At 59.6% G+C, this 23,390-nt stretch carries 23 protein-coding genes; 16 read left to right on the top strand and 7 right to left on the bottom strand.

Features of this window, described 5'->3' with window-relative positions; translation table 11 throughout:
- The first annotated feature begins 139 nt into the window (after positions 1 to 139).
- The 3 genes from OKC43_RS00765 (at position 140) to OKC43_RS00755 (ending at position 4,265) form a co-directional block, all read left to right on the top strand.
- Positions 140 to 1,876, top strand: coding sequence for an ABC transporter transmembrane domain-containing protein (locus tag OKC43_RS00765; protein ID WP_270658733.1), 1,737 nt, complete (start codon positions 140 to 142; stop codon positions 1,874 to 1,876).
- Positions 1,873 to 3,624: an ABC transporter transmembrane domain-containing protein gene (locus OKC43_RS00760; RefSeq protein ID WP_270658734.1), complete on the top strand. Its 1,752-nt coding sequence runs from the start codon at positions 1,873 to 1,875 to the stop codon at positions 3,622 to 3,624. Before OKC43_RS00765 ends, OKC43_RS00760 begins: the two co-directional genes overlap by 4 nt.
- Positions 3,625 to 3,791: 167 nt before the next feature.
- Entirely contained in the window at positions 3,792 to 4,265 is a 474-nt protein-coding gene (locus OKC43_RS00755; protein WP_005352552.1) for a DUF4442 domain-containing protein, read from the top strand.
- A 33-nt stretch (positions 4,266 to 4,298) separates the two neighbouring features.
- On the opposite strand, the gene ybcJ is transcribed toward OKC43_RS00755, so the two are convergent.
- Positions 4,299 to 4,532: a ribosome-associated protein YbcJ gene (gene ybcJ / locus OKC43_RS00750; protein ID WP_005361116.1), complete on the bottom strand. Its 234-nt coding sequence runs from the start codon at positions 4,530 to 4,532 to the stop codon at positions 4,299 to 4,301.
- 260 nt (positions 4,533 to 4,792) lie between these two features.
- Between ybcJ and OKC43_RS00745 the strand changes: the two genes are divergently transcribed.
- The 3 genes from OKC43_RS00745 to pdxY all read left to right on the top strand — a co-directional run bounded on the left by OKC43_RS00745 (position 4,793) and on the right by pdxY (position 7,255).
- Positions 4,793 to 5,356, top strand: coding sequence for a VC2662 family protein (locus OKC43_RS00745; RefSeq protein ID WP_005352548.1), 564 nt, complete (start codon positions 4,793 to 4,795; stop codon positions 5,354 to 5,356).
- An 84-nt stretch (positions 5,357 to 5,440) separates the two neighbouring features.
- Positions 5,441 to 6,217, top strand: a complete 777-nt coding sequence (locus tag OKC43_RS00740) for a DUF429 domain-containing protein (RefSeq protein ID WP_270658735.1) — start codon at positions 5,441 to 5,443, stop codon at positions 6,215 to 6,217.
- 174 nt (positions 6,218 to 6,391) lie between these two features.
- Entirely contained in the window at positions 6,392 to 7,255 is an 864-nt protein-coding gene (gene pdxY, locus OKC43_RS00735; protein ID WP_129503906.1) for a pyridoxal kinase PdxY, read from the top strand.
- A gap of 107 nt (positions 7,256 to 7,362) precedes the next feature.
- Here the strand turns inward: pdxY and OKC43_RS00730 are convergent, their stop codons facing one another.
- The 3 genes from OKC43_RS00730 to OKC43_RS00720 all read right to left on the bottom strand — a co-directional run bounded on the left by OKC43_RS00730 (position 7,363) and on the right by OKC43_RS00720 (position 9,770).
- Positions 7,363 to 8,481, bottom strand: coding sequence for a glycerol dehydrogenase (locus tag OKC43_RS00730; RefSeq protein WP_129503907.1), 1,119 nt, complete (start codon positions 8,479 to 8,481; stop codon positions 7,363 to 7,365).
- Between the two features lie 298 nt (positions 8,482 to 8,779).
- Positions 8,780 to 9,286 (bottom strand): GNAT family N-acetyltransferase, encoded by a 507-nt coding sequence (locus tag OKC43_RS00725; RefSeq protein WP_129503908.1) that lies wholly within the window; start codon positions 9,284 to 9,286, stop codon positions 8,780 to 8,782.
- Between the two features lie 91 nt (positions 9,287 to 9,377).
- The gene (locus OKC43_RS00720; protein ID WP_069529935.1) at positions 9,378 to 9,770 is read right to left on the bottom strand and encodes an NUDIX hydrolase; all 393 of its coding nucleotides are present in this window, start codon (positions 9,768 to 9,770) and stop codon (positions 9,378 to 9,380) included.
- 338 nt (positions 9,771 to 10,108) lie between these two features.
- Between OKC43_RS00720 and OKC43_RS00715 the strand changes: the two genes are divergently transcribed.
- Positions 10,109 to 10,954, top strand: a complete 846-nt coding sequence (locus OKC43_RS00715) for a DUF5718 family protein (RefSeq protein WP_047438856.1) — start codon at positions 10,109 to 10,111, stop codon at positions 10,952 to 10,954.
- Between the two features lie 57 nt (positions 10,955 to 11,011).
- Positions 11,012 to 11,452 (top strand): acetyltransferase, encoded by a 441-nt coding sequence (locus OKC43_RS00710; protein ID WP_270658738.1) that lies wholly within the window; start codon positions 11,012 to 11,014, stop codon positions 11,450 to 11,452.
- 78 nt (positions 11,453 to 11,530) lie between these two features.
- Here OKC43_RS00710 and OKC43_RS00705 read toward each other — a convergent pair whose 3' ends face one another.
- The 3 genes from OKC43_RS00705 to OKC43_RS00695 form a co-directional block, all read right to left on the bottom strand.
- Positions 11,531 to 11,851: a DUF4377 domain-containing protein gene (locus OKC43_RS00705; protein WP_019446103.1), complete on the bottom strand. Its 321-nt coding sequence runs from the start codon at positions 11,849 to 11,851 to the stop codon at positions 11,531 to 11,533.
- A gap of 92 nt (positions 11,852 to 11,943) precedes the next feature.
- Positions 11,944 to 13,230: a citrate synthase gene (locus tag OKC43_RS00700; protein WP_005333572.1), complete on the bottom strand. Its 1,287-nt coding sequence runs from the start codon at positions 13,228 to 13,230 to the stop codon at positions 11,944 to 11,946.
- 177 nt (positions 13,231 to 13,407) lie between these two features.
- Positions 13,408 to 13,608: a hypothetical protein gene (locus tag OKC43_RS00695; protein WP_124929313.1), complete on the bottom strand. Its 201-nt coding sequence runs from the start codon at positions 13,606 to 13,608 to the stop codon at positions 13,408 to 13,410.
- 64 nt (positions 13,609 to 13,672) lie between these two features.
- On the opposite strand from OKC43_RS00695, the gene sdhC reads away from it, so the two are divergent.
- From sdhC to sucD, 8 genes are all read left to right on the top strand, one after another.
- Positions 13,673 to 14,050, top strand: coding sequence for a succinate dehydrogenase cytochrome b556 subunit (gene sdhC / locus OKC43_RS00690; protein ID WP_005333571.1), 378 nt, complete (start codon positions 13,673 to 13,675; stop codon positions 14,048 to 14,050).
- Positions 14,044 to 14,388: a succinate dehydrogenase, hydrophobic membrane anchor protein gene (gene sdhD, locus OKC43_RS00685; protein WP_270658739.1), complete on the top strand. Its 345-nt coding sequence runs from the start codon at positions 14,044 to 14,046 to the stop codon at positions 14,386 to 14,388. Before sdhC ends, sdhD begins: the two co-directional genes overlap by 7 nt.
- Position 14,389: 1 nt before the next feature.
- Positions 14,390 to 16,156, top strand: coding sequence for a succinate dehydrogenase flavoprotein subunit (sdhA, locus tag OKC43_RS00680; protein ID WP_270658740.1), 1,767 nt, complete (start codon positions 14,390 to 14,392; stop codon positions 16,154 to 16,156).
- A gap of 16 nt (positions 16,157 to 16,172) precedes the next feature.
- On the top strand, positions 16,173 to 16,889 hold the full coding sequence (locus tag OKC43_RS00675) for a succinate dehydrogenase iron-sulfur subunit (protein ID WP_005333549.1): 717 nt from the start codon (positions 16,173 to 16,175) through the stop codon (positions 16,887 to 16,889).
- A 115-nt stretch (positions 16,890 to 17,004) separates the two neighbouring features.
- Complete coding sequence (gene sucA / locus OKC43_RS00670; RefSeq protein WP_270658741.1) at positions 17,005 to 19,812, top strand: 2-oxoglutarate dehydrogenase E1 component; 2,808 nt, start codon at positions 17,005 to 17,007, stop codon at positions 19,810 to 19,812.
- 35 nt (positions 19,813 to 19,847) lie between these two features.
- Positions 19,848 to 21,038 carry a 2-oxoglutarate dehydrogenase complex dihydrolipoyllysine-residue succinyltransferase gene (gene odhB / locus OKC43_RS00665; protein WP_005333546.1) on the top strand — a complete coding sequence of 397 codons (1,191 nt, stop codon included), beginning with the start codon at positions 19,848 to 19,850 and terminating at the stop codon, positions 21,036 to 21,038.
- 171 nt (positions 21,039 to 21,209) lie between these two features.
- Positions 21,210 to 22,376, top strand: a complete 1,167-nt coding sequence (gene sucC, locus OKC43_RS00660) for an ADP-forming succinate--CoA ligase subunit beta (protein ID WP_005361097.1) — start codon at positions 21,210 to 21,212, stop codon at positions 22,374 to 22,376.
- Positions 22,376 to 23,248: a succinate--CoA ligase subunit alpha gene (gene sucD / locus OKC43_RS00655; RefSeq protein WP_005333542.1), complete on the top strand. Its 873-nt coding sequence runs from the start codon at positions 22,376 to 22,378 to the stop codon at positions 23,246 to 23,248. Before sucC ends, sucD begins: the two co-directional genes overlap by 1 nt.
- The last annotated feature ends 142 nt before the right edge of the window (positions 23,249 to 23,390 follow it).

Raw genomic sequence — 23,390 nt, 5'->3', positions numbered from 1 at the left:
CCGGTTCGGGATATGATGAGCTTTCGTTCGAATCGCCTCCAGCCGGAGGCGATTGTTTTCATTCTTCTATTTCTGCGTGGCTTCTCTGATGGCCGCTCCTTGGAGCGGTCACGGGCAGATAGCGCTAAAGGTTGGTGGTGTGAGCGTATTTCTACGATTGAGCTGGTTTTTCAAGGAGCAGTGGCCCCGTTATCTGGCTGCTATCTCCCTGCTGCTGATGGTGGCCCTGTTGACCGTTATTCCGCCCAAAGTGGTGGGCTGGGTGGTGGATGGCATCACCAAGGGCGGTCTCGACAATGGTACCCTGATGCGCTATCTGGCGGGGCTGTTTGGTCTGGGTGTGCTGATTTATCTGCTGCGCTACGTCTGGCGGGTGATGCTGTTTGGTGCCTCTTACCGTCTGGCCTATGTGTTGCGCAATCGCCTTTTCAGCCATTTCACCCGGATGAGCCCCGATTTTTATCAGCGCCACCGTACTGGCGATTTGATGGCCCATGCCACCAATGACATTCAGGCTGTGGAGATGACCGCTGGCGAAGGGGTGCTGACTCTGGTGGACTCCATCATGGTCGGGGTATTGGTGCTCTCCATCATGTGCAGCCAGTACTCCTGGCAGTTGACGCTGGTCTCCTTGCTGCCGCTGCCGGTGATGGCCTATTTCATGAACCGCTTCGGCACCCAGATCTACACCCAGTTCAAGGCGGCGCAAGGGGCCTTCTCCAGGCTCAACAACAAGACCCAGGAGGCCCTTTCCGGCGTACGGGTGTTGAAATCCTATGCGGTTGAATCGCTGGAAGATGAAGGCTTTGCTGAGCTGACCAAACAGGCGGGGGAGCGCAATATGGCGGTGGCCCGCATCGATGCCAAATTCGATCCGGTCATCTATCTCTGTATCGGTTGCTCCTACTTCCTCGCGGTGGCGGGGGGCAGTGTGCTGGTGCTGCGCGATGAGCTGACCCTGGGTGAGCTCACCAGCTTCACCATGTACCTCGGCCAGCTGATCTGGCCGATGTTTGCCATCGCCTGGCTGTTCAACATCATCGAGCGGGGCAGCGCCGCCTACTCCCGTATCGAAAGCCTGCTTGGGGAGCGCAGCGATATCGAAGAGCCCGCCCAGCCGGCGGTGTTTACCTCTGCCTTTCCTTTGCAGATCAAGGGGGTGAGTTATCAACTTGAGCAGCGCACCCTGCTTGCGGATATCGACGTTACCCTCAAGCAAGGGGGGATGCTCGGGGTGGTGGGGCGCACCGGGGCAGGCAAGAGCTCCCTGCTCAAGCTGTTGATGCGCCTTGCCAATCCGACTCACGGTTCGATTGTCATGTGTGGCGTTCCGATTGACCAGCTGCCGCTCGCCACACTGCGCAGCCAGTTTGCCTATGTGCCGCAGGAGCCATTCCTGTTTTCCACCACTATCGCCGCCAATATCGCCCTCGGCAAACCCGATGCGAGCCGCGAGGAGGTCGAACGGGTGGCGCGCATTGCCTGTGTCCACGATGATATTGTGCGTTTCCCCAAGGGCTATGAGACCGAGGTGGGGGAGAAAGGGGTGACCCTCTCCGGCGGCCAGAAACAGCGGCTGGCCATTGCCCGCGCCCTGCTGCTGGAGGCGCCCATTCTGGTGCTCGATGATGCGCTCTCGGCGGTAGATGCCCACACCGAGCAGCAAATTCTGCATGCCCTCAAGGCCCATCGTCGCACCCTGATCCTGGTCAGCCATCGCATGACGGCGGTGGAGCAGGCCGACGAGATCCTGGTGCTGGAGCAGGGGGCCGTTAGCGAGCGGGGTCATCACGGTACCCTGATGGCGCACAATGGCTGGTATGCAGATATGGTGCGTTACCAGCGTCTCGAAGAAGCGGTGGAGGAGAGCCTGTGAATCCGACCATTAAACGACTGCTCGCCTACTGCGCCCAGTATCCCCGCTGGCTTATTCAGGCGGGGATCTGTTTGCTGCTTGCCACCGGCGCCGAAGTGGCCGGGCCGCTGCTGATCAAGCTCTTTATCGATGACTATCTGGCGCCTCGCAATATCGTGCTGCCTACCATAGCTCTGATCGCAGCGGGCTATCTGGGCTTACAGGTACTCTCGGCGGCGGGTTTCTATTTGCAATCCTTGAGCTTCAATCGCATCGCTCAGGCGGTGGTGCAAACCCTGCGCGAGCAGGTATTTGCCACCGCCATCCGGTTGCCAGCCCGCTATTTTGACAAGCATCGCTCCGGCTCGCTGATTTCCCGCATCACCAACGACACCGAAGCGATCATGAACCTCTATGTGCAGGTGATCGGCTTGCTGGTGCAAAAGGTGGTGCTGTTGTGCGGCATCCTCATCTCCATGGCGCTGCTGGATCTGCGGCTGATGCTGGTCTGCTCCCTGTTGCTGCCCGCTGTGGGCGGGGTGATGTGGCTCTACCAGAAACTGAGTGTGCCGGTGGTGCGAGCAACCCGCAGTCTGCTCTCCGACATTAACAGCCGCCTCAACGAGTCGCTGCAGGGGATGCCGGTCATTCAGGCTATGGTGCAGGAGCGACACTTTGCCAACGCCTTTGCCGAGGTGAACCAGCAGCACTGGTCGGCACGGATCAAGAGCCTCAAGATCAACGGCATTTTGCTGCGTCCGCTCATCGATCTCTTCTACATGATGGTGCTGATTGGCCTGTTGGCGCTGTTCGCCCACGAGGGGGTGAGCCACGCTGGTGCCATTCAGGTGGGGGTGCTCTACGCCTTTATCAGCTATCTGGGGCGGATGATCGAGCCGCTCATCGAGATGACCAACCAGCTTAACCAGCTGCAGCAGGCGATGGTGGCGGGGGAGCGTGTCTTTGCTCTGCTCGATGAAACCCGCGAGAGCACCGATGGCGAGATGATCGCGCTGGAAGGGCGGGTCAGTTTCGAGCGGGTGAGCTTCTCCTACGATGGTGAGCAACAGGTGCTGCGGGAGGTCAGCTTTGCCGCAAAACCGGGCCAGATGCTGGCGCTGGTGGGCCATACCGGCAGCGGCAAGTCCACCATCATCAGCTTGCTGATGGGCTTCTATCCGCTGGATCAGGGGCAGATCCGCTTCGATGAGCACGCACTGGATACCCTGTCGCTGGCGGCTGTGCGCCGCAGCATCGGGCTGGTGCAGCAAGATCCTTTTATCTTCGTCGGCACCCTGGCGGAGAACCTGCGTCTCGGCCGCGCCGGAATAGACGAAGCGCGGCTCTGGCAGGCGTTGAGCGAGGTGCAGTTGGCCGAGTTTGTGCGCAGCTTGCCACAGGGGATCAACACCTTGATGGAGGAGGGGGGCAAGAACCTCTCCGCCGGTCAGCGGCAACTGCTCTCCTTTGCCCGCGCGCTGGTGGGGGATCCGCGTATCCTCATTCTGGATGAAGCAACGGCGAGTGTGGACTCTCAGACCGAGCTGGCGCTGTCGCAGGCGATCTCTGCCGCCCGTCGTGGCCGCACCACCATCGCCATCGCCCACCGCCTCTCGACCATCGTCGATGCGGACGAGATCCTGCTGCTCTCCCGCGGTCAGGTGAGCGAGCGGGGTACCCATGGTGAGTTGATGGCCCTCGGCGGTCACTATGCCCAGCTGTTCGAGATGCAGAGTCAGGGGGCCTGGCTGGAAGAGAAGCGCGCCTGATCGGCACATTTGCTGTAACAGCGACATGAGCGAAAAGAGGGAACCGGTGCGGTTCCCTCTGTTTTTTTGGGTTGGGCAAAAGGTCGTAACCGTGATCCCTGTGCTTGTCGAATGGCGCAGATGCAGGCAACATGTTGTTTACATTAACTCATCGGATCAGTTCGCATATGGATTTGCAACGCTTCAAAGCCAATCTGGCGCTCCGGCTGTTTGCCTGGCGCTATATTCCCGTCATCGGGTTTTGTGCCCCGATCATCGAAGAGATGAACGCCAAGGCGCTGCGCATCCGCATTCCCCTTGGCTGGCGTACCCGCAACCACCTGGGCAGCATGTATTTTGGCGCGCTGGCGACCGGCGCCGATCTGGTAGGTGGTCTACTGGTGATGGAGAAGGGGCGGCAGCGGCGCAAGAAGGTGCACTTCGCCTTCAAAGATGTGCAGGGGGAGTTTTTGAAACGACCGGAGGGGGATGTGCAGTTCGACTGCGCAGCGGGGGAGGAGATCGATGCCATGATCGACGAGTCGTTGGCAAGCGGTCAGCGCATTAATCGCCCCATCCGGGTGGTGGCAACCTGTCCGTCATTGAACGGGGATGAGGCGATGGCGCGTTTTGTGCTGACCCTGTCGATCAAGGCCAGCTAGCGGGTTGCCGGAGAGTGGCCCCCCGAGACGGGGTTAGCCAATCTCCGGGCTGACGCCCTCTTTCACCACGACCTTCATGCCGTTGAAGTTGACCACCTGTTCGGCCACGATCTTGCAGCGCTTGCGGGTCTCCACCTGACCGTCCACCTCGACCAGCCCTTCGGCAACGAGGGCTTTGGCGGCGCCGCCACAATCGGCCCACCCCTGATGTTTGATAAGGTCACACAAGGCAACGAAGGGGTGACCTTCGAGCAGAAACGTCTCCATGGGAAATCCTCTAGATGGATGAATGCCGGATACAGCAGGGCGACTATTTTAGGCAGTTCGCTCAGGCAAAGAAAGGAAGAGGAACCACTCGCTGTGAAAAAGTGGCCGATTGTCCTTGAGGTGGCGCTTTCGCAAGTCCTGATGGAGAGGTGAGAGGGCCACCCGTGACGTATCGTGACGCACCTCGTCCCTGCTGGTGTGCCCACACTCTCCCCTGACTGTTAGGATCGGGCCACTCTCAATGGCCCAAGGAACTTCCCATGACACTCTCCCGCCTGCTGCTGGCATGCAGCGCCCTTACTCTGTGCGGTGTCGCGCAGGCCAGTACTCCGGTGCAGGTCTCGCTGCCCGGGGTCAATTTGCCCGCGTCCCATCAGGTGGAAGGGGCGCGCGCCTCGCTGCTCTACGGTCGGACCGGTCAGGTGAAGGGTATTGATCTGCCGATCTTCGCCCTCTCAGATGTGGATCAGTTCAGCGGCCTGCAGCTCGGGGTATTCCTGGGTGCTGGCCGGGTGCGCCACCAGTTTGGCGGGGTCGCCATCAACGCCATCAACTGGCACGAAGGGCAGGATACCGGCGTCAATCTGGGGCTGGTCAATCTGACCAACAATGTGCAGGGGCTCAACTGGGGGGCGGTCAATATCGCCAAGGGCAATGCGCTGGCCAACGTTGGCTTTGTCAACTATGCCGAGCGTACCACCTTCCAGATTGGCTTTATCAATGCCACCAAGCACCTCGATGGCTTGCAGATCGGGCTGGCCAACTATGCCGCCAACGGCGTGTTCCCCATTCTGCCACTGGTGAACTTCCAGAAATCGTTCTGACCAAGGCAGTTCGCTTTGCGTTAAAGGCATCTGCTGATTACCCTGTGCCTCTTGCAACTTGTGACAGGCGAACAGAGGTAATTGATGACGGCAGGGCAGATGAGTGCAATCGGGATCGGCTGGGATGTGCGTGGCTGGCAGGGCAGTGCCCAGGCGGTGGCCGTGGTGGGCTGGCAGGCCGAATCCAACCGCCTGCACTGGCTCGGGGTGTCGCCGCTGTTTCGCTTGAGCTCGCGGGTGGCGCCGGATCTGGCCGCTCTGCTGCGTCCGGCCCTGCAAAACGAGCTGACCCTGATGCAGGTAGAAGCCTGCCCGCAACTGGCGCTCGGTATCGATGCGCCGCTTGCCTTTTCCCGCGCCTTGCGGGATCTGCTCAACGGCCAGCCACACAGCTGCGCAGTGCCCGAGCGGGAGATAGACAACCCCTACGCCTACCGCGACTGCGAGCGCTGGCTGTATCAGCAATACGGCAAGAAGCCGCTCTCGGCTATCTTCGACCGGCTCGGCAACAACGCTACCCTGGCGCTCTCCATGCTGCCGCGGCTCTCGGATCTGCAACTGGTGCCGACCGTTGCCCCGAAGGCCAGTCGTGCCGTGCTGGAGGTCTATCCGGCATTGGCCAAAGTGGGCGGCAAGGCATCCCCTGCCAGACCCGAGCTGGCGGCGCTGCTGCCTGCCGATGTGGTGACGGATACGGATCGCTACGATGCGGCGCTGTGCGCCCTGATGGCGCTGCAATATGCCGCTGGTGGCAAGGTGACGGTATTGCCTGAGCTGATTTCGCCACCCAGTGACATGCCGTGTGATGAGGGATGGGTCTATCACTTTGCCCGTCATGGCGTTGAGCACAACGGCATGTGATGGACGGTGACGCGGCGCATCATGGCGCCGCTCATCCTGTCGATGCGGGCCAAATGGCGCAAAAAACCTGTCTTTAGTCAGGAAATTGCCTGTTCATCCCGCGCCAAGGTGGCGCATCGTTATCTTCATCCGATATATTGCCCACCTTGCTGATCCTTTGCTGTGGTATTCCCGATGAAATCCGTTCTCTCTATTCAGTCCCACGTGGTCTTTGGTTGTGCCGGCAACAGCGCGGCCGTCTTCCCCATGCGCCGCCTCGGTATGGATGTATGGCCCATCAACACGGTGCAGTTTTCCAACCACACCCAATATGCCCAGGGGTGGCAGGGAATGGCGATGCCGGCGGGTCATATCAGTGCGCTGGTGAAAGGATTGGGCAATATCGAGGTGTTGAGCCAGTGTGACGCCGTGCTGAGCGGCTACCTTGGCTCCGCCGAGCAGGGGGACGAGATCCTGACCGTGGTCAACGCCGTCAAGGCGGCCAACCCCGATGCCATCTACTTCTGCGATCCGGTGATGGGTCACCCGGAGAAGGGGTGTATCGTCGCTCCCGGCGTCACCCGTTTCCTGACCGAGCAGGCGTTGCCGGTGGCCGACATGATTGCCCCCAACCTGCTGGAGCTGGAGACCCTCTGTGATACCCATCTGGCAGATCTGGATCAGACCCGCGCGGCTGCCCATCAGCTGCTGGCCCGCGGCGTCAAGCTGGTGCTGGTCAAGCATCTCGGTCGTGCGGCGCAGGACTCCAGCCGCTTCGAGATGCTGCTGGCCACCCCGCAAGGGGATTACTTGATTGCCCGTCCGCTCTATGACTTTGCCCGCCAGCCGGTAGGGGTGGGCGATCTTATCAGCGCCCTGATGCTGGCGAATCTGCTGGCCGGTCACGATGCGGTCAGCGCGTTCGAGCGCACCAACGCCTCGGTGGATGCGGTGCTGCAGGAGACCTGGCGCCAGCAGGCTTACGAGCTGCAACTCATCGCCGCGCAAGATGCCTTCGCCCTGCCAGAGGTTGCAGTGCGAGCGGTGAAACTGCCCTGATACTGCGCAGGCGTTCGTCTATCTAGACAAGCGATGGGATGCAGATGAAAAAGGCTTGCCAATGGGCAAGCCTTTTTACTGTTTGCACTGTTTAGTGCGGCAAGCAATCAGGGGCGGGGATGGCGGAGGCGATAACGCTCTGCCATGGCATTGGCCGCTACCATGGCGGCGTAGACATCCTGTTCACTCACTGTCATCGGCATGTTGCCCATGGTATCGAGGGGATCGCAGGCCAGCTGCGCTACCTTACGCCACTCGCTTTCATCAAAGTGGGTGAGCCCCAGCTCTTGCAGTGTCATGGGCAGGCCTGCGCAGTCGATGATGCGAAACACCTCATCAAGCTCATGTTGTGGGGCGCGCTCAAGCACGAGTTGGGTCAGCAGGCCGAAGACCACCTTCTCGCCATGCTGGGCACGATGGAGCTCCGGGATCAGTGACATGCCATTGTTGACGGCATGAGCGGCGGCCAGTCCACCGGCTTCGGCGCCGACCCCGCTGAGGTAGATGGTGGCCTCGATGACCTGCTCCAGCGCCGGGGTCGAGACATGGTGGCGTATCGCATCCATGGCCAGCTCGATGTTCTCACCAAGCAGCTCGTAACAGAGCTGTGCCAGACCAAGGCCAGTGCGTGAAGGACGCTTGCCGACCAGATTGAGTCCGTCCGACCGATAGCAGGCGCGCGCCTCGAAATAGGTGGCCAGGGCATCGCCAACGCCTGCGGAAAAGAAGCGGGGAGGGGCGGCGGCAATGATGGCCGTGTCAGCCAGCACCACGTCCGGATTTTGCGGCAGGAAGAGATAGCGCTCAAATTCCCCCGCCTGGTTGTAGATCACCGCCAGTGCCGTGCAGGGAGCATCTGTGGAGGCAATCGTCGGGAACAGCACAACCGGACGGCGCAGATAGAAGGCCACGGCCTTGGCGACATCCAGCGTCTTGCCGCCGCCGATCCCGACAATCACGTTTGCACCATATTGCTCTGCAAGGTGGGTCAGGCGGTGGATCTCCTGTTCGGTGCATTCGTAGCGAAACTTGTCGACCACTCCCCTGAGGCCTGCCTGCAGGAGCCCTGCCAAAGCTTCTTCCCGTACCCGCTCCAGAATGAACTCATCGCTGATGAGCAACGCATAGTCACCAAAATCTTTAACGTGCTCATGGAGTTGCGGGAGAAGGTGTTGACCGATGATGAACTTTTTGGGGGAGGTAACTGTACGGGGCAAAGTGGGCATCCATTATTCCTCAAGGCAGTGAACAACATAGATTTGATTATCAAATGGGTCTCTCACGATACGCCGGATGAGGCAATAGATGAAGAAGAAAAGAGGGGCGTTTTAATCATTAATTAATCTTTCTGTTTGTTTGGTTGTATTTTGGGGCGAGCGATTGGCGGTGTTGAGACATGCAGGATCAATGGCTCTATCGTGGCAATCCGTCGCAAGCCATATTGCTGCAACAAGCTGTCACGCGGGCAACAAGCAAGGCCGCTTGGTGCGGCCCTGCTGTATGTGGATAAGGCATAGGGGATGGTCAGAGCGGTTTGTAGAAGATGACGGTTGCAGCAAGAGTGCCATCTGCGTTGCGCGCAAAGCTCGGGATCTGGCCCGCCTCCAGATAGCCGAGTTGACGATAAAGGTGGGAGGCCACATCACCGGCGCGAGTATCCAGCACCAGCAGTGAACGGCCCGCGGCATGGGCGCCTTGTTCCAAGGCCTGCATCAGCGCACGACCGACACCTTTTCCTCTCGCCGTTTGCAGTACCATCAGTTTTTCCACTTCGGCTCGGTGGCGACCGTTGGCCTTGCCACAGAGCGCGAGCTGAATCGCTCCCACGAGCTGTTGTTGCTCAAGGGCAAGCCACAGCTTTCGGTGACCTGCCACAAGATCTGCTTCAACTCCTTGCCAGTAGCGGGCAGATTCCTCCATGGTCAGCGGCGGTAAAAAACCGACCGAGGCGCCGCTATCGACACAATCTTGCAGCAGGGTGATGAGCGCACTTTGGTAGGTCGCTGCGCTTTTAACTTCCACAATATCCATCTGACATCCTTGTCGTTGCGATGTTATGTGGCTGATTGCCACCGTTGGTTCATATGCGGTAGGTACTTATGCTCGCCGCGAGTACGGCTAGTCAGCGGATCAGCTCCTGCTCAACCAGCCAGGTAAACAGCAGGCGGGAGACGGGGGAGAGCTCATCGAGGTGAGAGCTATCGAGCCAGCGCAGCTCGGCAATTTCGGCCGAGGCGATTGGGGTGCCGCTAGCTTCGCCGGTGTAGCAGCGCAATCTCACCTCGACACCTGCCGGTTTGCCATCGGCCTGGGCGTTGAATTCGCAGGCAAAGCGCAGGGTGTCGGGTTGCAGGGTGACAGCCAGCTCCTCCTCAATCTCGCGGATCAGCGCCGCCTCGTCGCTCTCGCCCGGTTCCCGCTTGCCGCCCGGGATGTAATAGATGCCCTTGCCGTGGGAGCGGGCGCAGAGCAGTTGCTGATCTTTAAAGGTGAGCCAGGCGAGTTTGTCGATCATCTGTTTTCTCTCCAATGGGGTTGCCGTGATGAGCACTGGCGCACTCAAGCGCACAGTTGTTTTGCATGCCGGCAGCCTAACAAAGATGAAGTTGAGTCCCAAGTAGAAAGAGGGGATAGGCCGGAAACGCACTGTTTCCAGCGCGGTGACTGCGTAGCTGAATGAGTGCGCAATGGCTGGTTCGCCACAGCCTTCTCGTCCCTAAAAAAGTGGACTGGCGCACACCACGACAGGACCGGACTGGGCGAAGGCGGGGCCCTTGTGGTTTAATCTTGCCACTTTAGCGGTAGTAGGCGACGAGCCTGCTACCTTGCGTGGGCAAGATGCAGGTGAGCAAGATGCAGATAGCAGCAGAGAGCAAGTTTATCGGACTCGGGGTCGCGGGCAATTTCGCCGGTCATCTGGAGCAGGCGGGTGAAGCATCGGACTTCGTAGCCGTAGTCGTGCGTGACACCACAGCGCCCAAGGCGCTGTTCCCCTTCTTCGTGCCGGGCCATCCGGGTCAGCTCGGGGTATTCCCGTTGAGCGACAAGGCGATCTTCCTGCCGGAAGCGGCGGTCAGCGGTGACGAGAAGGTGCAGATCGAGCCGGAAGTAGCCCTCTGGTGCGAGCTGGAGTATGCGGGCAAGCAGGTGGTGGCGATCCATCCCCGTGCCTTTGGTGCCTATAACGACTGCTCCATCCGCCGTCCCAACGCCAAGAAGATCAGCGAGAAGAAGAACTGGGGCGAAGAGAGCAAGGGGTTGGCGGCCAACCTGCTGCCGCTTTCCGGTTTTGCCGCCGGTTGCGAGCTCGATGACTATCGTATCGCCTGCTATCTGGAGCGCGATGGCGAGCTGCACGCCTACGGGGTAGACAGCGCCGCCATCGACTACAGCTACTTCCACGGCAAGCTGCTCGACTGGGCCATCGACAAGTTCAATCATCAGCAGGATGAAGGGCCGGCGGAGCACATTCAGGGACTGCTGGCGCAGGCGGGACATCCTCCCCATGCGCTCATCAGTATCGGTGCCACCCGCTATACCCCGTTTGGCGAGACCCACTTCCTCAAACCGGGCGACACTTCCTGCGTGGTGGTCTATCCGGGCAGCCGTTATAGCGAAGCGGATATTCGCGAGGCGATCCGCAGCCGCAACTTTGGCGCTGATATGTCGGTGCTGCTGCAGGCGGTGCAGGCGCGCTAATCACCGTTGCCAGCGGGAAGGTGTCTCTTCCCGCTGGTTATCATATCGAGTCATTCCATGACGATTGTTCCGGTATCCCGGGCCGATTATCCGGCCCTGATCGATCTGTGGGAGGCCTCTGTTCGGGCGACCCACCACTTCCTGCCCGAGGCCGAGATCCTGGCTCTCAAACCGCTTATTCTGGAGCACTACTTCGATGCGGTGACACTGCACAGTGCCCGCACAGAAGAGGGGCAGATTACGGGTTTTAGCGGAGTGTACGAGGGCAAGCTGGAGATGCTGTTTGTGGCTCCCGGGGCGCGAGGCAGTGGCGTGGGACGTTTGCTGGTGGCCCATGCCATCACGCAGGGCGGCGCGACGCAGGTTGACGTCGACGAGCAGAACGAACAGGCGGTGGGCTTCTATCTGAAGATGGGATTCACCGTGACGGGTCGCTCGCCGCTGGATGGTCAGGGCAAGCCCTATCCGCTGCTGCATATGGCGCTGGCGCCGACCTGATCGTGCCTGATGAGGCGCAGTACCCATAAACCAACGGGGGATGGCATCAGCCATCCCCCGTTTTTTTGATCGTGTTTGTTACTTGCTGGCGACCTTGTTCACTACCTTGATCAGCTGATAGCGCACGGAGGGGGCATCGGCCGGCACATCGGTGAGCTGCTCCTTGCTGACTGTGAGCTGATAGCGATAGCCCGGCTCGAACTGGAAACCTTCAATATTCTGGTAGAACAGCGTCCAGGGCTGCTGCTCATCACTGCGAACCTGCATGCACTGCATCGGGCCAACTCCGACGCAATCGACCAGCTGGCTGTTGATATAGAGGGTCTCCCCCTGTGACGATGCAGGGGCGCTCTGGCAGGCGGTCAGCAGCAAGGCTGCGCTGATAAACAGTGGTTTCATAATGGACTCCTTAACGCGAAAGGGGGCATTAGAGCGGCAAACAAAAAGGCGGTCAATGACCGCCTTTGTAACAAACCATATCAGCGCAGTGGTTAGCGCTGCTCGAGTGGAGTGAACTCGCGCAGCGGGTGGCCCACGTAGAGCTGGCGTGGGCGACCAATCTTGCTGTCCGGGTCTGAGTGGAACTCGTTCCAGTGGGCAATCCAGCCAATGGTGCGGGAGATGGCGAAGATCACGGTGAACATGCTCATCGGGATGCCGATCGCCTTCATGATGATGCCGGAGTAGAAGTCTACGTTCGGGTAGAGTTTCTTCTCGACGAAGTAGGGGTCGGAGAGCGCAATACGCTCCAGCTCCATGGCCACATCCAGCAGCGGATCCTTGATCTGCAGCTCGGTCAGTACTTCGTGGCAGGTTTCGCGCATCACGGTGGCACGGGGGTCGTGGTTCTTGTAGACACGGTGACCGAAGCCCATCAGGCGGAACGGATCATTCTTGTCCTTGGCCTTGGCGATGTACTCGGGGATGCGATCCACCGAGCCGATCTCTTCCAGCATGCGCAGGCAGGCTTCGTTGGCACCACCGTGGGCCGGTCCCCACAGGGAGGCGATCCCCGCGGCGATACAGGCGAACGGGTTGGCACCGGAGGAGCCAGCCAGACGAACGGTGGAGGTGGAGGCGTTCTGCTCGTGATCTGCATGGAGGGTAAAGATACGATCCATGGCACGTTCAACGATGGGGTTGACCTTGTACTCTTCGGTCGGCACGCCAAACATCATGTGCAGGAAGTTACCGGCATAGGAGAGGGCGTTACGCGGCTGCATGAACGGCTGGCCGATGGAGTACTTGTAACACATGGCGGCCAGAGTCGGCATCTTGGAGAGCAGACGGAAGGCACAGATCTCGCGATGCTGCTCGTTATTGATGTCGAGGGCATCGTGATAGAAGGCGGAGAGGGCGCTGACCACACCGCACATGATGGCCATGGGGTGGGAGTCACGACGGAAGCCGCGGAAGAAGAAGGCTATCTGCTCGTGCACCATGGTGTGGCGGGTGACCAGGCGTTCGAATTCGGCATATTGGGCCTTGGTCGGCGCTTCGCCGTACAGCAGGATATAGCAGACTTCCAGATAGGTGGCCTGAGTGGCCAACTGGGCGATGGGGTAACCACGGTGCAGCAAGACACCCTGATCCCCGTCAATGTAGGTAATGGCAGATTTGCAAGAACCGGTCGCCATAAAACCGGGGTCAAAGGTGAAATACCCCTGTGATCCCAATTTTCTGACATCGATGACATCCGGGCCGATGGTGCCGGAGAGGATCGGCAGTTCGACCGGATCTTTTCCGGGCAGGTGTAGGGTGGCTATCTTATCAGCCATAGCACGTCTCCTTTGCTCTTTATAATTTGGTTCCAGTCCTACTCTATTACGACTTTTATGACGCTGGCAAAGGTTGTTACCCATACCGAAGTGGCTGGAGCGCCTTATTTGAAACAGAGTTCCTTATCAATGTCAATTTTGCTGGAACCCCATTAATGGCATTAATGAAATGTTAAATTAAATATGCGATCGAGTTTGCGGTTTTGTGTTTTCTTTGTAGCTAATTGATTGTCTTCGGTTAAGGCCGCCGATATACTGCGCCACGTGGGTCATGGCTGCGGGTGTTTGAAACGCTTTGGCAAAGCCTGATGTGAAACCGAAAACTCGCGTTTTGGCTTTTTCAGAGTGTTTTGGTAACAAAAAACCAACAATCACCATTCCGTGCCCTCAAGTGTGAGTTAAAACAATAACTAACGTGCTCAATGGAGCTGAGTGGGCAAGCGTGAAAAACAAACAGAGACCGGTCAACCTCGACCTACAGACGATCAGCTTTCCTGTCACTGCCATTGCATCCATCCTGCACCGTGTTTCAGGGGTCATTACCTTTGTTGCACTGGGCATCTTGCTGTGGATGCTTGGTACTTCACTCGCCTCTCCCGAAGGGTTTGAAACCGTGGTTGCCATCATGGACAACTTCTTGGTCAAACTCGTGCTGTGGGGGATCCTGACTGCGCTGGCATACCACATTGTGGGCGGCTTGCGTCATCTGGTCATGGATATGGGCTATTGGGAAGAGCTGGAATCCGGCAATCAGAGCGCCCGCGTGGCCTTCGTGATCACCGCGATCCTGGCTGTATTGGCGGGAGTGCTTGTATGGTAACCAATTCTGCAACCTTCGGGCGCAGCGGCGTTCACGATTACATCCTGATCCGCGCCACCGCCCTCATCATGACCTGTTATGTCCTCTATCTGGTGGGCTTTGTCGCGTTCAACGACATCACCTACGAGGTGTGGGCAGGCTTCTTCGCCAAAACATTCACCAAAGTATTCACCCTGTTGACCCTGCTCTGCGTACTGATCCACGCCTGGATTGGTCTGTGGCAGGTGCTGACTGACTATATCAAGCCGGTAGGGCTGCACGGGGCGCTGCAATTTGCCCTGGTCGTGGTGCTGTTTGTCTATCTGATGACGGGTTTCGTCGTGCTGTGGGGTGTGTAAGGTGACTATTCCAACTCGTGAATTTGATGCGGTGGTGATTGGTGCCGGTGGTGCCGGTATGCGCGCCGCGCTGCAGATTGCCCAGTCCGGCAAGAGCTGCGCTCTGTTGTCCAAGGTTTTTCCAACCCGTTCTCACACTGTCTCCGCCCAAGGCGGGATCACGGTTGCGCTGGGCAATGCCCACGACGACAACTGGCAGTGGCATATGTATGACACGGTAAAAGGTTCCGATTACATCGGTGATCAGGAAGCCATCGAGTACATGTGCAAAACCGGCCCCGAGGCTATCTATGAGCTGGAGAACATGGGCTTGCCCTTCTCCCGTTTCGACAACGGGTCTGTCTACCAGCGTCCGTTTGGTGGTCAGTCCAAGAATTTCGGTGGCGAGCAGGCTGCTCGTACCGCAGCGGCCGCCGACCGTACCGGTCACGCCCTGCTGCACACCCTCTACCAACAGAACGTCAAGAACAAGACCACTGTCTTCTCCGAGTGGTATGCGCTGGATCTGGTGAAGAACCAGGATGGCCACGTGGTGGGTTGTACCGCCATCGACATGGAGAGCGGTGAAGTGGTCTACTTCAAGGCCAAGGCGACCGTGCTGGCCACCGGCGGTGCCGGTCGCATCTACCAGTCCACCACCAACGCCCACATCAACACCGGTGACGGCGTCGGCATGGCGCTGCGTGCCGGCGTCGGCGTGCAGGACATGGAGATGTGGCAGTTCCACCCGACCGGCATCGCCGGGGCAGGGGTGCTGGTAACTGAAGGCTGCCGTGGTGAAGGCGGCTATCTGCTCAATAAAGATGGCGAGCGCTTCATGGAGCGTTACGCCCCGAACGCCAAGGACTTGGCCGGTCGTGACGTGGTGGCCCGCTCCATTATGATCGAGATCCGCGAAGGACGTGGTTGCGACGGTCCCTGGGGTCCGCACATCAAGCTCAAGCTGGATCACCTCGGCAAAGAGGTGCTGGAATCCCGTCTGCCGGGCATCTGCGAGCTCTCTCGCACCTTCGCCCACGTGGATCCGGTCAAAGAGCCGATCCCGATCATTCCGACCTGCCACTACATGATGGGCGGCGTGCCGACCAACGTGAATGGCCAGTGCCTGACCCAGGACAAGAACGGCAACGACGTGCCGGTGGTCGGTCTGTTTGCGGTGGGCGAGATTGCCTGCGTCTCGGTGCACGGCGCCAACCGTCTGGGCGGCAACTCCCTGCTGGATCTGGTGGTGTTCGGCCGCGCTGCTGGCATGCATCTGGTCAACACTCTGGGCGAGATGGAGCACGGTCGTGATGCTTCCGAGTCGGATCTGGATGCAGCACTGGCCCGCTTCAACCGCTGGGAAAATTGCAGTGACGGTGAAGACCCGGTGCAGATCCGCAAAGACCTGCAGCGCTGCATGCAGAACAACTTCTCCGTATTCCGCGAAGGTGCGGCGATGGCAGAAGGGTTGGCCGAGCTCAAGGTTATCCGCGAACGCCTCAAGTCAGCCCGTCTGGATGACACCTCCAAAGAGTTCAACACCCAGCGCATCGAGTGCCTGGAGCTGGACAACCTGATGGAAACGGCGTTTGCCACGGCGGTTGCCGCCAACTTCCGTACCGAGAGTCGCGGTGCTCACTGCCGCTTCGACTTCCCGGATCGCGACGATGAGAACTGGCTGTGCCACAGCCTCTATCATCCGGACACCGAGTCCATGACCCGTCGCGCTGTCAACATGTCACCCAAGACCCGTGAGGCGTTCCCGCCCAAGGTCCGGACTTACTGATTGCGGAGCCAGCCCAATGAACGTCACATTCTCTGTCTACAGATACAATCCGGATGTTGATAACGTCCCCCATATGAAGGAATATCGTCTTGATATTCCTGAAGGTTCCGACATGATGGTGCTCGACGCACTGATCCAGTTGAAAGAGCTGGATCCCACGCTCGCCTTCCGCCGCTCTTGCCGCGAAGGGGTCTGTGGATCAGACGGTCTCAACATGAATGGCAAGAATGGTCTTGCCTGTATCACCCCGCTCTCCGACCTGCTGAAGAAGGGCAATAACGTCGTTATCCGCCCCTTGCCCGGCCTGCCGGTGATCCGTGATCTGGTGATCGACATGACCCAGTTCTACACCCAGTGGGAGAAGGTCAAACCCTTCCTCATCAATGATGACAAGTTGCCGCCGGTGCGTGAGCACCTGCAATCCCCCGAAGAGCGCGCCAAGCTTGACGGCCTGTACGAGTGCATTCTCTGTGCCTGCTGCTCCACTTCGTGCCCCTCCTTCTGGTGGAATCCCGACAAGTTCATCGGTCCGGCCGGGCTGCTCGCCGCCTACCGCTGGCTGGCTGACAGCCGCGATACCGCGACCACCGAACGACTGGGGAATCTGGACGACGCATTCAGCGTGTTCCGCTGCCATGGCATCATGAACTGCGTGAACGTCTGTCCGAAAGGCTTGAACCCGACCAAGGCGATTGGTCAGATCAAGTCGATGTTGCTCAATCGGGCTGTTTAGTATCAGGGCCGGCCAGGTGCTGGCCCGACCTCTGGATAGCCATCCCACCCGTGGCAGGATGGCTATTTGACCCCTACAAGCTGCGCAGCAGTAACAAGAAGTACAAGGGATAGAAATGCATAACGGCGTGATGAAGGCCTGGTTGGAGTCATCTCACCTGGCTGGTGCGAATGCAAGCTATATCGAGGATTTGTACGAATCCTTCCTGGAAAATCCTGACTCCGTGTCCGACGAGTGGCGCAGCCTGTTTAGCGAGCTGCCCCAGGTCAATGGCCATGCGGTTGAACAACCCCACTCCCAGGTCCGCGATTATTTCCGTCGTCTGGCCAAGGATCCCTCTCGCTACAGTGCCCCCGTCTCTGATCCGCAAGTGGATGCCAAGCAGGTGCGGGTATTGCAGCTGATCAACGCCTTCCGTTTCCGTGGCCACCAGAATGCCAATCTGGACCCGCTGGGCCTGTGGCAGCGTGAAACCGTTGCCGAACTGGATCCTGCGTTCCACAACCTGCAGGGCGCAGACATGGAGGCCACCTTCAATGTGGGCTCCTACGCCATCGGTCGCGAGACCATGGTGCTCTCCGACCTCTACGCCTCGCTGAAGAAGACCTACTGCGGCTCCATCGGCGCCGACTACATGCACCTCACCTCCACGGAAGAGAAGCGCTGGCTGCAACAGCGTCTCGAATCCATTGAGGGGAAGGGGAGCTACACCCTCGAAGAGAAGACCCGTTTCCTCGAGAGCCTGACTGCCGCCGAAGGGCTGGAGAAATATCTGGGCGCCAAGTTCCCGGGAGCCAAGCGCTTCTCGCTGGAAGGTGGCGACGCCATGATCCCCATGCTCAAGGAGTTGATCCGTCGCGCCGGTGAGCAGGGCTGCAAAGAGGCCGTTATCGGTATGGCCCACCGCGGTCGTCTCAACGTGCTGATCAACGTACTGGGCAAGCGCGCTCAGGATCTGTTCGACGAGTTTGCCGGCAAGCATGGCGAATCCTGGGGTACCGGTGATGTGAAGTACCACATGGGCTTCTCCTCCGACTTCGCCACCCCGGGTGGCAACGTCCATCTGGCGCTCGCCTTCAACCCCTCCCACCTCGAGATCGTCAACCCTGTGGTCATCGGCTCGGTCCGTGCCCGTATGGATCGTCGCGGTGACAAGGATGGCTCCAGCGTGCTGCCCATCACCATTCACGGTGACTCGGCCATGGCCGGTCAGGGCGTGGTGGCCGAGACCTTCAACATGTCCCAGACCCGCGCCTATGGTGTCGGCGGGACGGTGCGCATCGTCATCAACAACCAGGTTGGTTTCACCACCTCCTATATTCGTGACCTGCGTTCTACCGAATATTGCACCGACATCGCCAAGGCGGTGCAGGCGCCGGTGCTGCACGTCAACGGGGATGATCCGGAGGCTGTGGTGCTGGTGACCCAGATTGCACTGGATTACCGCAACACCTTCAAACGCGACGTGGTGATCGAACTGGTCTGCTACCGTCGTCACGGTCACAACGAAGCGGACGAGCCGAGCGCCACCCAGCCGCTGATGTACCAGAAGATCAAGCAGCACCCGACCCCGCGCAAGATCTACGCCGATCAGCTGGTGGCCGAGGGGAGCCTCGCTCAGGAGCGGGCGACCGAACTGGTCAACGAGTATCGTGAAGCGCTGGATCGCGGCGAGCGGGTGAGCAAGGAGTGGCGGCCGATGGAGCTGCACTCCGTCGACTGGACCCCTTATCTGGGCCACGACTGGAACATGGCCTATGAGAGTGCCGTGCCGATGGATCACCTCAAGAGCCTCGGCGAACGGGTGAGCCAGTATCCGGCGACCCACGTGCTGCAGCGTCAGGTCGAGAAGATTTACGAAGACCGACGTCTGATGGCCGCTGGCGAGAAGCTGGTGGATTGGGGCTTTGCCGAGACCCTGGCCTACGCCACTCTGGTGGACAAGGGGTCCCGCATCCGCTTTACCGGTGAAGACTCCGGCCGTGGCACCTTCTTCCACCGCCACGCCGTGCTGCACAGCCAGACCGATGCCAGCACCTATACACCGCTGTGCAACCTGCACGATGAGCAGGGCCCGTTCGAGGTGTATGACTCTGTGCTGACCGAGAACGCGGTACTGGCCTTTGAATATGGTTACGCCAGCGCCGAGCCGGCTGGCCTCACCATCTGGGAAGCCCAGTTCGGCGACTTCGCCAACTGTGCCCAGGTTGTGGTCGACCAGTTCCTCTCCTCAGGCGAGCAGAAGTGGGGCCGGATGTGCGGCCTGACCATGCTGCTGCCGCACGGTTACGAAGGGCAGGGCCCGGAGCACTCCTCCGCCCGTCTGGAGCGTTATCTGCAGATGTGCGCCCAGCACAACATGCAGGTGTGCGTGCCCTCAACCCCGGCGCAGGTGTTCCATATGCTGCGTCGTCAGGTTGTGCGCCCGATGCGCCGTCCGCTCATCGTCATGACGCCCAAATCCCTGCTGCGCCATCCGCTGGCGGTGAGCAAGCTTGAAGAGCTGGCGGAAGGTACCTTCCAGAACGCCATCGGCGAGATCGATGCGCTGGATCCGAAAGCGGTCAAGCGGGTGGTCTTCTGCTCCGGCAAGGTCTACTACGACCTGCTCGATGCCCGTCGCAAGGCCGAGCAGCAAGATGTGGCACTGGTGCGAATTGAGCAGCTCTACCCCTTCCCGGAAGAGGAAGTGCGCGCCATTCTGGCCGAGTACAGCCATGTCACCGACTTTGTCTGGTGTCAGGAAGAGCCGCAGAACCAGGGCGCCTGGTACTGCACCCGTCACCACTACGATGGCGTGCTGCCAGCCGGAGCCACCCTGCGTTATGCCGGTCGTCCGGCGTCCGCCTCACCGGCCGTCGGTTACATGTCTGTCCACGCCAAGCAGCAAAAAGCCTTGGTGGAAGATGCCCTTACCCTGTAAAGCCTCTGGCATAGAAGTAAAAAGGAACTGATTGGATGACTATCGAAATCAAGGTACCGGATCTGCCGGAATCAGTGGCCGATGCCACTATCGCCACCTGGCACAAAAAACCGGGCGATCTGGTCGCCCGTGACGAAGTGCTGGTCGACATCGAGACCGACAAGGTGGTGCTGGAAGTGCCGGCACCGCAAGCCGGTGTGCTGGGGGATATTCTGCAAGGGGAAGGGGCGACCGTGTTGTCCCGTCAACTGATTGCCATCCTCACCGCCGCCCCGGTGGCCGGTGAAGAGACCAAAGAGAAACCCGCTGAAGCGGTGGCCGATGATGGTGCCGATGGCTTGAGCCCCTCGGTGCGCCGCCTGATTGGCGAGCACGACATCGACGTGACCAAGCTGACCGGTACCGGCAAGGGCGGTCGCATCACCAAGGATGATGTGGAAGCCTTCATCAAGGCCAAGAGCCAGCCTGCGGCAGCCGCACCGGTCGCAACTGCAGCCCCGGCAGCCAAGGTTGCCCCGCTGGGTGGTCGTACCGACAAGCGGGTACCGATGACCCGTCTGCGCAAGCGCATTGCCGAGCGTCTGCTGGAAGCGAAAAACACCACCGCCATGCTGACCACCTTCAACGAGGTCAACATGAAGCCCATCATGGATCTGCGCAAGCAGTACGGCGAGATCTTCGAGAAGAAGCACGGCATCAAGCTCGGCTTTATGTCCTTCTACGTGAAGGCGGTGGTGGAGTCCCTCAAGCGCTATCCGGAAGTGAACGCGGCGCTCGATGGCGATGACGTGGTTTACCACAACTACTTCGACGTCAGCATCGCCGTCTCTACCCCCCGTGGTCTGGTGACGCCGGTGCTGCGCGACTGCGACAACATGAGCCTGGCGGACATCGAGAAGGCCATCAAGGATCTGGCGGGCAAGGGCCGTGACGGCAAGCTGACCGTGGATGAACTGACAGGCGGCAACTTCACCATCACCAACGGTGGCGTGTTCGGCTCCCTGATGTCCACCCCGATCATCAACCCGCCCCAGAGCGCCATTCTGGGGATGCACAAGATCCAGGATCGCCCGATGGCCGTTGACGGCAAGGTCGAGATCCTGCCGATGATGTATCTGGCGCTCTCCTACGATCACCGTCTCATCGACGGACGCGAATCGGTAGGCTTCCTGGTCTCCGTCAAGGAGCTGCTGGAAGATCCGACCCGTCTGTTGCTGGACGTCTAAGCCCGTGGCACCCGGGCAAGGGGTTTGCGCCCCGAGCCGAATGTGCTGCTGGACGTTTGAGTAATACCCGAGCGATTGAAAGATAACGAGGGGCCGCCCAGGCCCCCATTCACAGGGGATTGAGAAACACCAGCCCCGGACGGAAATACCTACAACACGGATAGAGCATCTATGAATCTGCATGAATATCAGGCAAAACAGCTGTTTGCCGAGTATGGCCTGCCGGTCTCCGAAGGTTATGCCTGTGCTACCCCACAAGAAGCAGCCGAAGCGGCCGACAAGATTGGCGGCAATACCTGGGTCGTCAAATGCCAGGTACACGCCGGTGGCCGCGGTAAAGCGGGCGGCGTGAAAGTGGCCAAGAGCAAGGATGAGATCCGTGCTTTTGCCCAGAACTGGCTTGGCAAAAATCTGGTGACCTACCAGACCGATGCCAACGGCCAGCCGGTCACCAAGATCCTGGTGGAATCTTGCACCGACATCGCCAAAGAGCTCTACCTGGGCGCCGTGGTTGACCGTGGTTCGCGCCGCGTGGTCTTCATGGCCTCGACTGAAGGTGGCGTGGACATCGAGAAGATCGCCCACGAAACCCCCCATCTGATCCACAAGGCGGCCATTGATCCGTTGGTGGGTCCGCAGGCCTATCAGGCCCGCGAACTGGCCTTCAAACTGGGTCTGGTCGGCGATCAGATCAAACAGTTCACCAAGATCTTCATGGGTCTGGGCCAGATGTTCCTGGATTGCGATTTCGCGCTGCTGGAGATCAACCCGCTGGTGATCACCGCGCAGGGCAACCTGCACTGCCTGGATGGCAAGATCAATATCGATGCCAACGCACTGTATCGTCAGCCCAAGCTGCGCGAGATGCACGACCCGTCACAAGATGACCCCCGCGAAGCGCACGCCGCCCAGTGGGAGCTCAACTATGTGGCCCTCGATGGCAACATCGGCTGCATGGTCAACGGCGCGGGTCTGGCCATGGGCACCATGGACATCGTCAACCTGCACGGCGGCAAGCCGGCCAACTTCCTTGACGTCGGCGGTGGCGCCACCAAGGAACGCGTAACCGAGGCGTTCAAGATCATCCTCTCCGACAGCAACGTCAAAGCGGTGCTGGTCAACATCTTTGGCGGCATCGTGCGCTGCGACATGATCGCGGAAGGCATCATAGGTGCGGTCAAGGAAGTGGGGGTCAAGGTGCCCGTCGTGGTCCGTCTGGAAGGCAACAACGCCGAGCTGGGTGGTATCAAGCTGGCCGAGAGCGGCCTCAACATCATTGCGGCCAAGAGTCTGACCGATGCCGCGCAGCAAGTCGTCAAAGCAGCGGAGGCCAACTGATGAGCGTACTGATCAACAAGGACACCCGAGTCATCTGCCAGGGCTTTACCGGCGGTCAGGGTACTTTCCACTCCGAGCAGGCGCTCTCCTATGGCACCCAGCTGGTGGGCGGCGTCTCTCCGGGTAAGGGCGGCACCACCCATCTGGGCCTGCCGGTGTTCAACACCGTCCGTGACGCGGTCGAAGCTACCGGCGCCACCGCCTCCGTCATCTATGTGCCGGCGCCGTTCTGCAAGGATGCCATCCTGGAAGCGATCGACGCGGGTATCAAGCTCATCGTCACCATCACCGAAGGCATCCCGACGCTGGATATGCTGGATGTCAAAGTGAAGCTGCAAGAGACCGGCGTGCGGATGATCGGCCCCAACTGCCCGGGCGTTATCACCCCAGGTGAATGCAAGATCGGCATCATGCCGGGCCACATTCACAAGCCGGGCAAGGTGGGCATCGTCTCCCGCTCCGGCACCCTGACCTACGAAGCGGTCAAGCAGACCACTGACGAGGGCTTTGGCCAGTCCACCTGTGTCGGTATCGGTGGCGACCCCATCCCGGGCTCCAATTTTATCGACATTCTGGAGATGTTCCAGAACGACCCGCAGACCGAAGCGATCGTGATGATCGGCGAGATCGGCGGCAACGCCGAGGAAGACGCGGCCGCCTATATCAAGGCCCACGTCACCAAGCCGGTGGTCTCCTATATCGCGGGTGTTACTGCCCCTCCCGGCAAGCGGATGGGCCACGCTGGCGCCATCATCTCCGGTGGCAAGGGTACCGCCGCCGAGAAGTTTGCCGCGCTGGAAGATGCTGGCGTGAAAACCGTCCGCTCCCTGGCCGATATCGGCAAGGCCCTGCGCGAAGTAACCGGCTGGTAATTCCTGTTAGCCCGTTATCTCTAATAAAAGTGCCGCCCGATGGGCGGCATTTTTTATGGGTTTTAAAGTGGTTTGATTTAATCAATCATCGCGATTCAGGCGCTAAACAAATTTTATTACAGGAGATCAGAAACAGTGTGGA

Origin of the sequence: Aeromonas sp. Y289-2 (genome assembly GCF_027705925.1) — a bacterium.
GTDB lineage: Bacteria > Pseudomonadota > Gammaproteobacteria > Enterobacterales > Aeromonadaceae > Aeromonas > Aeromonas veronii.
Note: the sequence above shows the minus strand (reverse complement) of the source record. Positions and strands in the feature narration are given on the sequence as shown.

Coding starts and splice junctions, on each gene's coding strand:
- pdxY (WP_129503906.1), top strand. CDS start 6,392: ATGAAATCCGTTCTCTCTATTCAGTCCCACGTGGTCTTTGGTTGTGCC.
- sucA (WP_270658741.1), top strand. CDS start 17,005: ATGCATAACGGCGTGATGAAGGCCTGGTTGGAGTCATCTCACCTGGCT.
- sucC (WP_005361097.1), top strand. CDS start 21,210: ATGAATCTGCATGAATATCAGGCAAAACAGCTGTTTGCCGAGTATGGC.
- OKC43_RS00710 (WP_270658738.1), top strand. CDS start 11,012: ATGACGATTGTTCCGGTATCCCGGGCCGATTATCCGGCCCTGATCGAT.
- OKC43_RS00695 (WP_124929313.1), bottom strand. CDS start 13,608: ATGGTGATTGTTGGTTTTTTGTTACCAAAACACTCTGAAAAAGCCAAA.
- sucD (WP_005333542.1), top strand. CDS start 22,376: ATGAGCGTACTGATCAACAAGGACACCCGAGTCATCTGCCAGGGCTTT.
- ybcJ (WP_005361116.1), bottom strand. CDS start 4,532: ATGGAGACGTTTCTGCTCGAAGGTCACCCCTTCGTTGCCTTGTGTGAC.
- OKC43_RS00705 (WP_019446103.1), bottom strand. CDS start 11,851: ATGAAACCACTGTTTATCAGCGCAGCCTTGCTGCTGACCGCCTGCCAG.
- sdhD (WP_270658739.1), top strand. CDS start 14,044: ATGGTAACCAATTCTGCAACCTTCGGGCGCAGCGGCGTTCACGATTAC.
- OKC43_RS00745 (WP_005352548.1), top strand. CDS start 4,793: ATGACACTCTCCCGCCTGCTGCTGGCATGCAGCGCCCTTACTCTGTGC.
- OKC43_RS00755 (WP_005352552.1), top strand. CDS start 3,792: ATGGATTTGCAACGCTTCAAAGCCAATCTGGCGCTCCGGCTGTTTGCC.
- OKC43_RS00720 (WP_069529935.1), bottom strand. CDS start 9,770: ATGATCGACAAACTCGCCTGGCTCACCTTTAAAGATCAGCAACTGCTC.
- OKC43_RS00700 (WP_005333572.1), bottom strand. CDS start 13,230: ATGGCTGATAAGATAGCCACCCTACACCTGCCCGGAAAAGATCCGGTC.
- OKC43_RS00715 (WP_047438856.1), top strand. CDS start 10,109: ATGCAGATAGCAGCAGAGAGCAAGTTTATCGGACTCGGGGTCGCGGGC.
- OKC43_RS00725 (WP_129503908.1), bottom strand. CDS start 9,286: ATGGATATTGTGGAAGTTAAAAGCGCAGCGACCTACCAAAGTGCGCTC.
- odhB (WP_005333546.1), top strand. CDS start 19,848: ATGACTATCGAAATCAAGGTACCGGATCTGCCGGAATCAGTGGCCGAT.
- OKC43_RS00730 (WP_129503907.1), bottom strand. CDS start 8,481: ATGCCCACTTTGCCCCGTACAGTTACCTCCCCCAAAAAGTTCATCATC.
- OKC43_RS00675 (WP_005333549.1), top strand. CDS start 16,173: ATGAACGTCACATTCTCTGTCTACAGATACAATCCGGATGTTGATAAC.
- OKC43_RS00740 (WP_270658735.1), top strand. CDS start 5,441: ATGACGGCAGGGCAGATGAGTGCAATCGGGATCGGCTGGGATGTGCGT.